The organism is Actinosynnema pretiosum, from assembly GCF_024171695.1.
Taxonomy (GTDB): domain Bacteria; phylum Actinomycetota; class Actinomycetes; order Mycobacteriales; family Pseudonocardiaceae; genus Actinosynnema; species Actinosynnema pretiosum.
Genome location: NZ_JAMTCF010000001.1, coordinates 176,900 through 190,608, shown reverse-complemented (window position 1 = coordinate 190,608; position 13,709 = coordinate 176,900). Strand labels below are relative to the sequence as shown.

The window sequence follows — 13,709 nt, the reverse complement described above, 5'->3', positions numbered from 1 at the left end:
ATCGAGAGGCCCCACCCGTGCCACGAACCCGCGCCGCGACGCTGACCGCGCTCGCGCTGAGCGCCCTGCTCCTGTCCGCGTGCGGCGCCTCCGTGCGCCCGCAGGACGACACGCCGCAGCCGCAGGGATACCCGGTCACCGTCACCAACTGCGGCCGTGAGCTCACCTTCGACCGCGCCCCCGAGCGCGTCGTCGCCTACGACAGCGGCATCGTGGAGACGGTGTTCGCGCTGGGCCTGACCGACCGCCTCGCCGGGTACGTCATGGCGGCGAGCAAGAACAACGACATCGAGGGCTCGCCCTGGAAGGCCGAGTACGAGCGCGCGCCCCGGCTCGGCGTCGACCGGATCAGCAAGGAGTCGATCCTGGAGGCCGGGGCCGACTTCGTCTACGCGGGCTGGAACTACGGCTTCAGCGAGGACCGGGGCCTCACCCCGGCGCACCTGGACGAGCTGGGCGTGCGCTCGTACGTGCTCAGCGAGTCCTGCCGCAACGGCGTGGGGACCACCTCGCGCGGGACCATGCCGCCCCTCGAAGCCCTGTACACCGACCTGCGCAACCTCGGGAGGATCTTCGGCGTCCCCGAGCGCGCCGAGCGGCTGGTCGCCGAGTACCAGGAGGTCGTGCGGCAGGCGGAGGCCTCCGTCCCGGCCGACCGCCCGCGCCCCAGGGTGTTCCTGTACGACTCGGGCACGGACAAGCCGTTCACCGGCGGGAAGTACGCCGCCTCCAACGAGATCATCACGCGCGGCGGCGGCGACGACGTCATGTCCGGGGTGCTCGACAGCTGGACCACGGTGACCTGGGAGAGCGTGGTCGAGGCGAACCCGGACGTCATCGTGATCAACGACTACGACGTGCCCAGCGCCGAGGACAAGATCAGGTTCCTGGAGACCTACCCGCCGCTCGCGCAGGTCCCGGCGGTGAAGAACGGCCGCTTCCTGGTCCTGCCGTACGCGGCGCTCGTGCAGGGCCCGCGCAACCCGGCCGCGATCCGCACCGTCGCGGACTACCTCAACGGGCTCTGACCACCGCCCCGCCGGACGCGCGTCGCCACGCGTCCGGCGGGCAAGGCCGGAAAGGTCAGCTCACCCCGGCCATCAGCGCGTTCACCCCGAGCGGGCCCCGGACCGGGGCGTCCGACGCGGGCCACGGCGCGGCCACCTGCTTGCCCGACACCGGGAGCTTGAACGACACGTACCCCACCGGGTAGGTCGGCCCGCCGGTCCCGGTCGGCGACCAGAAGTAGACCACCGGCCCCCGGAAGTCGTCGGTGAGGGACTTGGGGTCCGCGTCCTCCTGCGGCGGGTACCGCGTCACCGGGACGGTCAGCACCTCCAGGTCCGAGGTGTAGAACGTCAGGTCGGTCACCACGCCGAGGTCCACCATGCAGATGTTGCCCGACTTCGTGTTCACCTCGGCCGTGAACACGGCGCGCGTCGGCGAGGGCGAGTACCCCTGCCGCACCTGGATCTTCAGGTCGTCCGCCGGGCAGTCGGGCGGCGCCGCCGCGTCCGCGCCCGCCACCCCGGCGACCACCGAGGTCAGCAGCGCGCCCGTCGCGGCGGTGGCGGCGAGCGCCCTGAGCGGTCCGGTCCTCGCTGAACCCACGTCTCCTCCTTCATCGCGCGCTTGGTCGCGCTCCTGGTGACACGGAGCCGCGCGCGGGAAGGGGTGCACGGCCGGGCCGGGGCGCTTCGGGGGTGCTTCGGGCACGCCCCCCGTCACTCCTCGTCCGGCACCCACTCCAGCAGGTCGCCGGGCTGGCAGTCGAGCACCCGGCACATCGCCTCCAGGGTGCTGAACCGCACCGCCTTGGCCCGCCCGTTCTTGAGCACCGCGACGTTCGCCGGGGTCAGCCCGACCAGCTCGGCGAACTCGCCCACGCTCAGCTTGCGCTTGGCCAGCTCCACGTCGATCCGCACGACGATGGCCACCTCAGATCACCGAGTCCAGGTCGGTGCGCAGCGCGGTCGCCTTGCGCAGCAGCGCGCGCATCACCACCATCAGCAGGCCCACCACCGTGACGCCCAGCGTGACCAGCAGGAACAGCATGGGGCCGCCGGGGTCGTCCGCGCGCAGCACCACCCAGGTGAAGAACCCGGCCACCAGCACCCAGCACGTGCCGATCGCCCACACGATCGCGTCCACCCAGCGCAGGGCCGCGTCGGTGAAGATCCGGTCCTGGCTGACCAGGGTGAGCAGCTTCCAGGTGGCCACGACCACGACCTGCGCGCACAGCACGAGCAGCACGCCCAGGATCGTCAGCGGCCACCGCTGGGCCGCGCCCTCCGGGTTGGTGCGGGCCATGTGCTCGAACTGGCCGGGGATCGACAGCGTCTGGAACACCACCAGGAGCGCGAAGAGCAGCACGAGGAAGACGCGGAGGCTGGCCACCGCGAGTCTTTCGGTCAACATACATCGAGTCTCGCTCGCTATCTATCGAAAGTCAATCGCTAACTCTCGATGGTCGAGCGGTTACCCTCCGGTCCCGCCCCGTCTCGCGACGCGGGCGGGACCGGGTGGTCATCAGCCCACCTGCCCCTTCAACGCCCCCAGCCGCACCGGGCCGTGCAGCGCCGACGGCCACGGGACCGTCAGCCGCGCGTCCAGCGCGGGCATGGTGAACGAGACGGTGGCGACCGGGTAGGGCCCGGCGCCGGTGTCGAACGCGGACATGAAGGCCTGCGCCGGGTCCCGCTCGATCACCTCGTACGGGGGCTGGGCGCTGCTGGTCAGGGGCACGTCCAGGACGCTCCCGTCCTCGGCGTGGAACCGCACGTCGCGCAGCTCCCCGCCCACGATCGAGCAAGCCGGGCCTGCCGTGCGGTCGACGCCGAACGCGAACAGCCGCACGCCCGGCTCCGGCACCCACGGCACCGCGTCGACCCGCGCCCTCAGCCGGTCCGCCCCGCACTCGGGGAGCGCCTCGGCGCTCGCGGTCCCGGTGGTGGCCGCGCCGGTGAGCGCGAGACCGGCGACGGCCGCGGCGGCGAGCAGGGCGCGCGGGCGGGTGCTCGGTGAACTCATGATTCCTCCTCGGTGTTCGTCCGCCCCCTGGTACGTCGTGGCGGGCGCCGGGGATGCACTGCCGTGCAGAGGACTTCGGCACCGACCGCGCGTGCCGTCCGTCACTCGAACGGACCTTCGAGGCGATCGTTCGTAACGGAAACGAACGGAACTACCCGATTCCCGTCCGGGAGATCACCGCTTCGGGTTAGCGTTGCCCCGTGCCGACCGCGACACCCTCCGAGACCGACTGGGACACCTGGCGCCGCCCGCCGCCCACCCGCGCCGAGCAGCGGCGCGACGTCTGGGGCGCGGCCCTGATGGTCGGGCTCTCCCTGTTCTTCCTGGTGCTGTTCAACAGCGTCGGCATGGGCGTCTACGCGGGCACCCCGCCGTCCGTGCCCGAGCAGGTCCTGCTCACCGTCGCCCTGTGCCTGCCGATGGCCCTGCGCCGCCGCTACCCGGTGGCCGTGCTCGCCGCCGTCGGCGTCCTGTTCATCGCCGTGCAGATGCGCGCGGTCAACAGCGACAACGCCATCCCGAGCGTGCTGCTGTTCCTGGCCATGCACGCCGTCGGCGCCTGGGAGCGCAACCGGGTCCTGGCCAAGTGGTCGCGGATCGCGGTGATCGTCGTGATGTTCGGCTGGCTGGGGTTCGCCCTGGTCAAGATGGTCTTCCAGCCGCCCGCCGAGTTCCAGGGCGCGGGCGGGCCGCTCAACCCGCTGCTCGCGGCGGTGCTGTACAACCTCGTCTACAACGTCGTGTACTTCTCCGGCGCCTACTTCTTCGGCAACGTCTCCTGGGTCGCCGCCCGCCGCGAGGCGCAGCTCGCCGAGCAGGCCGAGCACCTGCGGTGGTCGCAGGAGCAGGCCACCAAGGGCGCGCTGGTCGCCGAGCGGCTGCGCATCGCGCGCGACCTGCACGACGTCGTCGCCCACCACGTGTCCGTCATGGGCGTGCAGGCGGGCGCGGCCCGGCGGGTGCTCGGGACCGACCCGGAACTGGCGGGCACCGCGCTGCGGACCGTCGAGGAGACCGCGCGCACCGCCATCACCGAGCTGCGCGGCCTGCTCGGCGTGCTGCGCGCCGACGGCGAGCCGGAGAGCGGCGACCGGCCCCCCTCGCCGGGCCTGGAGCAGCTGCCCGAGCTGGTCGGGCACGCGCGGGAGTCCGGGCTGGAGACCCAGTTCGGCGTGTACGGCACGCCCCGGCCGGTGCCGGAGGCGGTGGCGCTGTCGGCGTACCGGGTGGTGCAGGAGGCGCTCACCAACGTGGTGAAGCACTCCTCGGCGCGGCGCGTGGACGTGCGCCTGCGGTACCTGGAGAACGTGGTCGAGGTCGAGGTCGGCGACGACGGGATCGGCGGCAAGCCGCCCGTCGACGGCGGTGGGTTCGGGTTGCGCGGGATGGCGGAGCGGGTCGCGGTGCACGGCGGGAAGCTGGAGGTCGGCCCCAAGCGCGGCGGCGGCTTCCGCGTGCGCGCGCTGCTGCCCGCCGGGAAGGTCGTGGAGTGAGCGGCGGGTTGCGGGTCGTGCTGGTGGACGACCAGGCGCTGGTGCGCGCCGGGTTCCGGGTGATCCTGGGCGCGGAGCCGGACATCGAGGTCGTCGGCGAGGCCGGGGACGGGGAGCGGGCGGTCGAGCTGGTCGCCGAGCTGGCGCCGGACGTGGTGCTGATGGACGTGCAGATGCCGGTGCTCGACGGCATCGAGGCCACCCGCCGCATCCTCGGCCCCGCGCCCGCCGACCACCCGGTGCGGGTGGTCGTGCTGACCACGTTCGACCGCGAGGACTACCTGTTCGAGGCGCTGCGCGCGGGCGCGAGCGGGTTCCTGCTCAAGAACGCCTCGCCCGAGGACCTCGTCGAGGCGATCCGGGTGGTGGCGCGCGGCGACGCGCTGCTCTCCCCGGAGGTGACCCGCCGCGTCCTGGCCCGCTTCGCCGCGCCGGTCCGGCAGACCGCTCCCGCGACGGCCCCGACGCCGAACCGCCCGCCGGACCTGACGGACCGCGAGTACGAGGTCCTGGTGCACCTGGCGCGCGGGACGAGCAACGCCGAGATCGCCGCCCAGCTGCACCTGGGGGAGACGACGGTCAAGACGCACGTGTCGCGCGTGCTGGCCAAGCTCGGCCTGCGCGACCGCACCCACGCGGTGGTCTACGCCTACGAGCACGGGGTGGTCGCGCCGGGGCAGGGCTGAGCCCCGTCGGCGCGGTGGGCCGTGGGCGTCGTGGGCCGTGGGCGCCGTGGACCGTGGGCGCGGTCAGCGCAGCTCCAGCACGGCGGTCAGCGCGGGCGTGCCCACCACCAGCAGCGCCGCGCCGTCCGAGGTCAGCGCGCCCAGGCCGTGCGAGGACGGCGGCACGGGGAAGCGCAGCACGTGGTCGCTCGCCAGGTCCCACAACCTCGCCTCGGGGTCCTCCACCGCCGCCAGCACGACGCGCCCGTCCGGCATCGGCGCCGCGACCAGGTCGTGCACCCAGTCCGGGAAGCGGCCCCGCTCGCGCACCAGCTCCCCGGTGGCCGCCACCACCCCGTCGCAGGCGCACGCCAGCAGCAGCCGCCCGTCCAGCCGAACCCCGGTCATCGCCGTGACGCCCGAGGGGCCCGCGCCCGTCACCAGCTCCGCCGGGTCCCACTCGTGCTCCCGGGTCGGCGGGCCCCACTCCGCCGGTTCCCGCGCGGGCTCCCCGGTCAGCGGGTCCCAGAACCGCACCAGCCCGTCCGGGCCCGAGGTGAGCAGGAGGCCGTCGAACGCCGCCGTCGCGCACAAGCCCCCGTGGCCGGGGTCGAACCGGGCCAGCACCTCGCCGGTGTCCACGTCCCACAGCCGCACCACCACGTCCCGCGAGACGGTCGCGAGCAGCGTCCGCCCGTCCGCGACCGGCACCGGGACCAGTCGGTCCGTTCCCCGGTCCTCCCCGGCGGGCAGGAGCAGCCGCGCGCGCAGCCCGGTGTCGACGTCCAGCAGCTCCACCGCCACGTCCCCGGCCTTCGCGGCCAGCAGCACCCGCCCCTCCGAGGCGGGCACCACGACCATCGACCACAGGGTCTCCCCGACCTCGGCCGAGAGGGGCGCGCCGACCTGCTCCCCGGTGCGCGCGTCCCGCAGCAGGACGGTCCCGTCGCGGTGCCCGACCGCCAGCAGCCCCCGCTCGGGCAGGGGCGCCACGCGGACGACGTCCTCGGCGGGCACGACCGGTCCCGGTCCGACCGGGTCCCACGCGCGCAGCGCGTCCCCGTCCCCGGTGACCAGCAGCGCCCGCCCGTCCGGCAGCGGCACCGTCGCGACCGCCAGCAGGTCGGCGACCAGCTCGCCGCACGAGGCCACCACCTCCCCGGTCACCGCGTCGACCAGCCGCACCTCGCGCAGACCGGGCGCCGCGCACGCCAGCAGCACCCGCCCGTCGGGCAGCGGGACCGCCGCCTCCACCCGGCCTGCCCCGGTCAGCGCCGCGCCTTCCCCCGCCGGGTCCCACAGCCGCACGTCCCGGTCGTCGCCGCAGGCCAGCAGGGTCCGCCCGGCGAACGGGACCGCCACCACCCGCGACCACGCGCCGGGCACCCGGCCCACCACCGCCCCGGCCGGGTCCAGCACCCGCGCCGAGCCGTCCGCGTCGAGCACGCCCAGCAGGCGGGCCCCCAGCGCGACCACGTCCCGGCACGCCCCGTCGACCACCCGCACCCGCTCGCCCGCGACCACGTCCCACAGCTCCAGCCCGCGCCCGGTCGCGCACGCCAGCAGCCCGCCCGCCGCCGCCATCCCGGAGCAGCCGTCGACGGCGAGCTCCGGCCCGACCCGCTCGCAGGTGTCCGGGTCCCACAGCCGCACCGATCCGGCGAGGGCGGTCGCCACCAGGTCGCGCCCGTCGACCGGGACCGGCGCGATCGCCGAGACCGGCTCGTCGGGCGAGCCCAGCCCGGTGCCGCTCCACTCCCCGGTGGTCACGTCGAGCAGCGCCACGGCCTCCCACTCGCGCAGCACCGCCAGCAGCGGCCCGCCATCGCCCGCGACCAGCGGGACCAGGGGCGCGGACCACGTGGCGCGCGCAGGCCGGGCCGAGGCGGGGGACCCCTCCCGCGCACCGCCGCGCGGCGCGATCGACCAGTGCCGGGCCTCGGCGAGCACGTTGTCGGGCCGGTGCCAGCGCGCCCACCGCACGGCCGCCAGCTCCGGCGTGCCGGTCAGCACCCGAGGTCCGCCGACGACCAGCGGCGGGAGGTTCCGCGCGGCACGGGCCAGGTCCAGCGCGATCTCACCGCCCCGCGGTCCCACCGAGCGCACCAGCGGTTCCACCCGCGCCCAGTCCAGCAGCTCCGCGTCCGGGGGCGGCGGCACGCCCAGGGCCGCGCGCACCGAACCGGGCGTGCTCCACGGCAGGAACCAGGCGGGCAGGTGCGCGTCGTCCACCACGTTCCCCAGCACGGCGTGCTCGACGAGGTGCATCCGCACGTAGTCGTGCGGCTCGGGCGCGAGCAGCCGCTCGGCGATGCGGCGGTGCGCGGCCACCACGTCGAACCCGGCCAGTCGCGCGGGTCCCTCGTGCGCCGGCCGGTGCTCGGACCCGCCCCAGCCGAGGCGCTCGACGAGCAGGTCCGCGCGTCCCACGACCCGCTCCACGGCGGCCTCGGGCACGGGCGCGTCCGCCACCGCCGAGGCCATCGCCGCCCACAGCTCGCGCGGCACGCCCCTGCCCCGCGCGAGCGCCGCCGCGCGCAGCACGGCCAACTCCTCCGCGTCGCCCGCCGAGACCTGCGCCCGGCGCGGCGCGGCGGCGCGCGACCGGGTGGTCGGCGCCCTGAACCGCAGCGGCAGCCGGGACAGCGCGTCCTCGGCCCCGGCCAGCACCACCCGCGCGCCCAGGCGCAGCAGCGGCCCGACCACGTCCACGGCCACCCGGAACGGGTCGGCCGCCACGTCGACCCCGTTGAGCACGACGGTCACCGGTCCGGTCGCGGCGAGCCGGTCGGCCAGGCGCCAGTGCAGCCGGGAGACCACATCGCGCTCACCGCGCCACACGTCGGAGTCGACGCCGAGCCCGTGCGCCACCCGCGCCAGCGCGAGCGAGGAGGGCGTGGTCCGCAGCGGCACGACGACGTCGACCGACCCGAGCGGGGGCAGCACCTCCTCGGGCGCGTCCGCGACCACCACGCGCCCCCAAGGGGAGGCGCGGAACTCGGGATCGGCCAGCGCGCCCGCGCGGGCCACCGCCGCCGACTCGCCCGCCTCGCCGGTCACCACCAGCAGCAGCCCGGAACCGGTGCGCAGGAAGGCGGCGAGGTCCGCCTCGGCCCCGGTCTCCCACCACTCGCCGTCGAACAGCTCACGCGCCCCGTAGAACATGGACACCGCTTCCTTGGCCGGGAACCCCGGCAGTCGGGGCGAAATCCGGATCTTCCGCTCACGATCGGGTGTCACTCAACCGATAAACCGTCCGGCCATAGCGTCCCGAGGGACCTGTGCGCCAGAGCCGTCCGGCACCACACCGCCAGAGCCGACCGGTGGAGCCCGCCGCCGCATCCGGCACATCCGCACCGGGTCGGTCGACGGTGTCGCCACCCCTGCCGACCAGGCACTGTTAGGATTCAGAAGAACAGGCGCCGACAGCTCGCACGGGGGTCGCCAGGGTGAACGTCCTCTTGACGCCGACCCGTGCGCCGAGCCGGACCGGGGTGCGCGAGCCCAGCACGGGCCGCCGCTCCGGTGACGCGCCGCATCCCCCTTCCGAGGGCGATTTCACCCGTTCAGGGCGTCGCCGGGCCGTCGGTCCGACCACCGCCCAGGAGCGGCGGGAGCGTCCCGCGTGGCCCATCCTGGGGGAGCGGGCGCGACGGCGGGGAACGCGCCGTCCACAACAGGAGCGTGCTCGACCGGACGCGGCGGATACCGCTGCCCGGTCGTGGTTTCCACAGAACCGAGGAGCGAGATGACTGCGATTGTCCGCGTTGCAGGCCGTGAGGTCCTCGACAGCCGGGGCAACCCGACCGTCGAGGTCGACGTGGAGCTGGAGGGTGGTGCGCTGGGCAGGGCCGCGGTTCCCTCCGGCGCGTCGACCGGCACCCGCGAGGCGGTCGAGCTGCGCGACGGCGACAAGGGCCGCTACCACGGCAAGGGCGTGCGCGCCGCCGTCGACGCCGTCAACGGCGAGATCGCCAAGGCCGTCGTCGGCCTGTCCGCCGAGGCCCAGTCGGACCTGGACCGCGTGCTGATCGAGCTGGACGGCACCGACAACAAGGCGCGCCTCGGCGCGAACGCCACCCTCGGCGTCTCGCTCGCCGCCGCCAAGGCCGCCGCCGCGCAGCACCACCTGCCGCTCTACCGCTACGTCGGCGGCGTGTTCGCGCACCTGCTGCCCATGCCGATGATGAACATCATCAACGGCGGCGAGCACGCCGACAACGCGCTCGACTTCCAGGAGTTCATGATCGCGCCGGTGGGCGCGACGACCTTCGCCGAGGCCGTGCGCGTCGGCTCCGAGGTCTTCCACACCCTGCGCAAGGAGCTCAGCGCGGCGGGCCACAACACCAACGTCGGCGACGAGGGCGGTTTCGCGCCGAACCTCACCTCCGCCGACGAGGCGCTGCAGTTCGTCGTCAACGCCATCGAGAAGTCCGGCTACACCCCCGGCGACGACGTGGCGATCATGCTCGACCTGGCCGCCTCCGAGTTCTTCAAGGACGGCGTCTACGACTACAAGGGCGCGGGCGTCAAGCGCACCGTCGACGAGCACGTCGCCTACCTGGCCGAGCTGGTGGCCAAGTTCCCCATCCTGTCCATCGAGGACGGCATGGACCAGGACGACACCAAGGGCTGGAAGCAGCTCACCGAGGCCATCGGCGACCGCGTGCAGCTGGTCGGCGACGACCTGTTCTGCACCAACGAGAAGCTGCTGGCCGAGGGCGTCGAGCAGGGCCTGGCCAACTCGATCCTGGTGAAGGTCAACCAGATCGGCACGCTCACCGAGACGCTGGCCACGGTCGAGCGCGCGCACAAGTCCGCGTACTCGGCGGTCATGTCCCACCGCTCCGGCGAGACCGAGGACACCACCATCGCCGACCTCGCGGTGGCGGTGAACTGCGGCCAGATCAAGACCGGCTCGCTGTCCCGCTCCGACCGCACCGCCAAGTACAACCAGCTCATCCGCATCGAGGAGGAGCTGGGCTCGCAGGCGCGCTACGCGGGCCGCTCCAGCCTCAGCCGGGGCTGAGCCCCACCGCACGACCGGCGCCCACCCGCGAGCCTCGCGGGTGGGCGCCGCCGTTCGACCACCCCGCGCCGACCGGGGTGGCGCGCTCGGCTTCCCCGCCCTCGCTTTCCCCGCGCGCGGACGACGGCCGCCTGGGCAGCGGCACGGCGGGCACGTCGGCGGCGTCGTGCTCGTCCACGCCCAGCGGCCAGCAGAACAGCGCCAGGTCGGTCGCCGTCACGGCGCTGGTCACGCGCCCGCCCCACCCGCGAGCGGGACCGCCCAGCACACCTCGTCCCGCCACCAGCCCAGCTCCAGCAACGACTCCAGCGCCGCCTCCACCTCGGGCCCGTCGCCGTGCACGCAGGCCCGCAGCGCCATCCCCTCGGCGCGCGCGTGCTCCACCGCCGCCCACGTCAGCAGCTCGACCGCAGGGCTCGCGCCCACCTCGCCCAGCACGTACCGGTCGAACACCTCCAACCGGGTCGTCCCGCTCAGCTCGTCCTCGTCGAGCACCAGCGTGAGGTGCCCGGCGAACCCGTCGGGGCCGTGCGCGACGAACACCGCGCCCTCCTCCAAGGCCTCGTCGAACAGCTCCAGGCACAGCTCCTGCAGCTCCCACGGGTCCGCGTCGACCCCGTCCGGCAGCGCCTCGGCGTACAGCGGCACCACGTCGACCGCGTCGTTGTCGTCCGCGTGCCGCACCGCCCAGCCCTCGACGTCCGGCGCCCGCCCGATCCCGTCGGTGGCCAGGGCGTAGCGCAGCAGCGGGGCCCCCGACGCGGGCGGGGTGCGGCCGGGCGGCAGCACCAGCACGACCTCCGCGGCCTCCGGGTGCCGGACGGCGGCGGCCTCGACCACCTCGGCCACGGCCGCGTCGGAGGCGGGCCCCAGGAACGTCGCCAGCGCCCGCGCGCGGCCGGTCTCGTCGTCCACCTCGGCGGTGAGCACCACGGGCTCACCCGCCGCGTCCAGCAGCAGTTCCGAGCCCGCCAGCAGCTCGGCGACCTCGTCGGCCACGCCCAGCGCGCGCAGCGCGGCGGCGTCCGGACCGGGGAGCGGTGACATGCGCGTGGACCTCCAGCAGCCGTGCTCGCGAGCACCGCCGGGGCGGCGGCGGTGGTGACACTACGTCAGGTGAGCGCCCGGTCACCGGGTGCGGGCGAGGTTGTCCGGTGATGGTCGACACGCTGTCCCCACAAGATCATCTTTGGTATGGTCCGCGCCCGCTTTCCCTTGTGCACCAGGGAAAGCGCTCTCCGCGCACCCGGCCGCCCCGGCCGCCCGCCGGTCCGGCATCGACCGCCCGCCCCGCGCCCCGCCGCCTCCCGCCGCGTCCCGCCGTGCTCGCACCGCGCGGGCCGTGATCCACATCCTCCGCGCGGAGGACCCCCGCCCCGCGCGACCCCCTGGGTCCTCCGCGCGGAGGACCCCACCAATGGGTCGCGCGCCTGACGCGCCACCCCCGCCACGCCCCGTAGCGTTCTCCCCGTGCTGAGCGTCAACAACATCAGCCGCTCATTCGGCGGCAACAAGGTGCTGGACGGTGTGTCGTTCCAGGTCCGCCCCGGTCGCATGACCGGGTTCCTGGGCGCCAACGGCTCCGGCAAGACCACGACCATGCGGATCATCCTCGGCGTGCTGGAGCCCAACTCCGGCACCGTCGAGTGGAACGGCGCGCCGGTGACCGGCGACAACCGGCAGAAGTTCGGCTACATGCCGGAGGAGCGCGGCCTCTACCCGAAGATGGCCGTCGGCGAGCAGGTCGAGTTCCTCGGCAGGCTGCACGGCATGGAGCGCGCCGCCGCCCGCAAGGCGACCGACGCGCTGCTGGAGCAGCTGGAGCTGAGCGACCGCAGGGGCGACGCCCTGGAGTCGCTCTCGCTGGGCAACCAGCAGCGCGTGCAGATCGCCGCCGCGCTGGTGCACTCGCCCGACGTGCTGATCCTGGACGAGCCGTTCTCCGGCCTGGACCCGATCGCGGTCGAGACCGTCCTGGAGGTGCTGCGGGGGCGCGCCGCCTCCGGCGTGCCGGTGCTGTTCTCCAGCCACCAGCTGTCCCTGGTCGAGCGGCTGTGCGACGACGTCGTCATCATCGCGAAGGGCGGCATCACCGCCCAGGGCGAGCGCGACGAGCTGCGCCGCCAGCACGGCACCACCCGGTTCGAGATCACCGTCGACGGCGACGCGGGCTTCCTGCGCGACGTCCCCGGCGTCCGGGTGTCCGAACTGGACGGTCCCACCGCCGTGTTCGAGGTCGACGGCGACGAGCAGCCGGTGCTGCGCGCCGCGCTGGAGCGCGGCCCGGTCCGCGCGTTCGGCCCCGTCGTTCCCACCCTGGACGAGATCTTCAAGGAGGTCGTGTGATGGCGCTGTCGTTCACCGCCGCGACGAAGCTCATCGCCGAGCGCGAGATCCGCACCTACGTGCGCACCAAGGGCTTCTGGATCAGCTTCGGCATCACCATCGCCGCCCTGTTCGCGCTGACCGTGCTGCCCTCGGTCTTCAGCAGCCCCACCAAGGTCGCGGTCGTCGGCTCCGAGGCCAAGGCCGCGCTGTCCGCCGGTGACTTCGAGCTGCGCGAGGTCGCCGACCTCGCCGCCGCCGAGGAGCTGCTGCGCTCCGAGGACGTCTCCGCCGCCGTCGTGCCCGACCCGCAGGAGCGCACCCCCTCCGGGCTGCGCGTGGTCGCCCTGGAGAACGCCGACACCGAGGTGGTCGTCGCGCTGGCCCAGGTGCCGCCGGTCGACCTGATCGCGCCCGGCGAGATCAGCGGCGGTCAGCAGCAGGCCGTGGTCACCGTGTTCGGCCTGATGTTCCTCATGTTCGGCATGGGCGGCATGGCGATCGCGCAGAGCACGGTCAGCGAGAAGCAGACCCGCATCGTGGAGATCCTGGTGTCCACGATCCCGGTGCGCGCCCTGCTCGCGGGCAAGATCGTCGGCAACGCGGTGCTCACCATCGGCCAGCTCGTCGTGCTCGCCGCCGTCGCCCCGATCGCCCTCAAGCTCGGCGGCCAGGACGAGCTGCTCGGCGTGGTCGCCCCGGCCATCGGCTGGTTCATCCCGTTCCTGATCCTCGGGTTCGTGCTGCTGGCGGGCATGTGGGCGATGGCGGGCGCGCTGATCAGCAGGCAGGAGGACCTGGGCTCCAGCACCGGTTCCGTGGTGATGCTGGTGATGCTGCCCTACTTCGGCGTGCTGTTCCTGTTCCAGAACAAGCTGGCCATGACGATCATGTCCTACGTGCCGTTCACCGCGCCGGTCGCGATGCCGCTGCGGGTCTTCAGCGGCGAGGCCGCCGCGTGGGAGGCGCTGGTCTCGCTCGGCCTGCTGGCCGCCGCAGGCGTCCTGATGCTCCTGTTCGCCAGCAAGGTCTTCACCGGCTCGCTGCTGCACACCGGCGGCAAGCTGAAGATCAAGCAGGCGCTGGCCACCTCCAAGGGCTGATCAGCCACCGCTCAGCACCGGGGCGCGTCGGGGACCGAGGGGTTCCCCGGCGCGCCCTTCTTCG

13 protein-coding genes are annotated in these 13,709 nt (G+C 74.3%); 6 read left to right on the top strand and 7 right to left on the bottom strand.

The window, feature by feature from the left end:
* Positions 1–17: 17 nt before the first annotated feature.
* Positions 18–1,028 (top strand): ABC transporter substrate-binding protein, encoded by a 1,011-nt coding sequence (locus tag LV78_RS00805; protein WP_253842572.1) that lies wholly within the window; start codon positions 18–20, stop codon positions 1,026–1,028.
* Positions 1,029–1,083: 55 nt separating this feature from the next.
* Here LV78_RS00805 and LV78_RS00800 read toward each other — a convergent pair whose 3' ends face one another.
* From LV78_RS00800 to LV78_RS00785, 4 genes are all read right to left on the bottom strand, one after another.
* Entirely contained in the window at positions 1,084–1,611 is a 528-nt protein-coding gene (locus LV78_RS00800; RefSeq protein ID WP_253842571.1) for a hypothetical protein, read from the bottom strand.
* Positions 1,612–1,724: 113 nt separating this feature from the next.
* On the bottom strand, positions 1,725–1,937 hold the full coding sequence (locus tag LV78_RS00795) for a helix-turn-helix domain-containing protein (RefSeq protein ID WP_253842570.1): 213 nt from the start codon (positions 1,935–1,937) through the stop codon (positions 1,725–1,727).
* Between the two features lies 1 nt (position 1,938).
* Entirely contained in the window at positions 1,939–2,418 is a 480-nt protein-coding gene (locus tag LV78_RS00790) for a DUF2975 domain-containing protein (protein ID WP_253842569.1), read from the bottom strand.
* 111 nt (positions 2,419–2,529) lie between these two features.
* Positions 2,530–3,030, bottom strand: coding sequence for a hypothetical protein (locus LV78_RS00785; protein WP_253842568.1), 501 nt, complete (start codon positions 3,028–3,030; stop codon positions 2,530–2,532).
* Between the two features lie 200 nt (positions 3,031–3,230).
* Between LV78_RS00785 and LV78_RS00780 the strand changes: the two genes are divergently transcribed.
* A complete protein-coding gene (locus LV78_RS00780) occupies positions 3,231–4,523 on the top strand; it encodes a sensor histidine kinase (RefSeq protein ID WP_253842567.1) in 1,293 nt (430 codons plus the stop codon).
* Positions 4,520–5,209 carry a response regulator gene (locus LV78_RS00775; RefSeq protein ID WP_253842566.1) on the top strand — a complete coding sequence of 230 codons (690 nt, stop codon included), beginning with the start codon at positions 4,520–4,522 and terminating at the stop codon, positions 5,207–5,209. Before LV78_RS00780 ends, LV78_RS00775 begins: the two co-directional genes overlap by 4 nt.
* A gap of 63 nt (positions 5,210–5,272) precedes the next feature.
* Here LV78_RS00775 and LV78_RS00770 read toward each other — a convergent pair whose 3' ends face one another.
* Positions 5,273–8,359 carry a WD40 repeat domain-containing protein gene (locus LV78_RS00770; protein WP_253842565.1) on the bottom strand — a complete coding sequence of 1,029 codons (3,087 nt, stop codon included), beginning with the start codon at positions 8,357–8,359 and terminating at the stop codon, positions 5,273–5,275.
* 577 nt (positions 8,360–8,936) lie between these two features.
* Here LV78_RS00770 and eno point away from each other — a divergent pair.
* Positions 8,937–10,217, top strand: a complete 1,281-nt coding sequence (gene eno, locus LV78_RS00765) for a phosphopyruvate hydratase (RefSeq protein WP_253842564.1) — start codon at positions 8,937–8,939, stop codon at positions 10,215–10,217.
* Here the strand turns inward: eno and LV78_RS00760 are convergent.
* Positions 10,204–10,449, bottom strand: coding sequence for a hypothetical protein (locus tag LV78_RS00760; RefSeq protein ID WP_253842563.1), 246 nt, complete (start codon positions 10,447–10,449; stop codon positions 10,204–10,206). The two genes, eno and LV78_RS00760, sit on opposite strands and share 14 nt — an antisense overlap.
* A complete protein-coding gene (locus tag LV78_RS00755) occupies positions 10,446–11,264 on the bottom strand; it encodes a hypothetical protein (protein WP_253842562.1) in 819 nt (272 codons plus the stop codon). The genes LV78_RS00760 and LV78_RS00755 overlap by 4 nt, the downstream gene beginning before the upstream one ends.
* 423 nt (positions 11,265–11,687) lie before the next feature.
* On the opposite strand from LV78_RS00755, the gene LV78_RS00750 reads away from it, so the two are divergent.
* Both LV78_RS00750 and LV78_RS00745 read left to right on the top strand, forming a co-directional pair.
* Positions 11,688–12,563, top strand: a complete 876-nt coding sequence (locus LV78_RS00750; protein ID WP_253842561.1) for an ABC transporter ATP-binding protein — start codon at positions 11,688–11,690, stop codon at positions 12,561–12,563.
* On the top strand, positions 12,563–13,645 hold the full coding sequence (locus LV78_RS00745) for an ABC transporter permease (RefSeq protein ID WP_253842560.1): 1,083 nt from the start codon (positions 12,563–12,565) through the stop codon (positions 13,643–13,645). Before LV78_RS00750 ends, LV78_RS00745 begins: the two co-directional genes overlap by 1 nt.
* Positions 13,646–13,709 lie beyond the last annotated feature (64 nt).

Coding starts and splice junctions, on each gene's coding strand:
- eno (WP_253842564.1), top strand. CDS start 8,937: ATGACTGCGATTGTCCGCGTTGCAGGCCGTGAGGTCCTCGACAGCCGG.
- LV78_RS00755 (WP_253842562.1), bottom strand. CDS start 11,264: ATGTCACCGCTCCCCGGTCCGGACGCCGCCGCGCTGCGCGCGCTGGGC.
- LV78_RS00790 (WP_253842569.1), bottom strand. CDS start 2,418: ATGTTGACCGAAAGACTCGCGGTGGCCAGCCTCCGCGTCTTCCTCGTG.
- LV78_RS00785 (WP_253842568.1), bottom strand. CDS start 3,030: ATGAGTTCACCGAGCACCCGCCCGCGCGCCCTGCTCGCCGCCGCGGCC.
- LV78_RS00745 (WP_253842560.1), top strand. CDS start 12,563: ATGGCGCTGTCGTTCACCGCCGCGACGAAGCTCATCGCCGAGCGCGAG.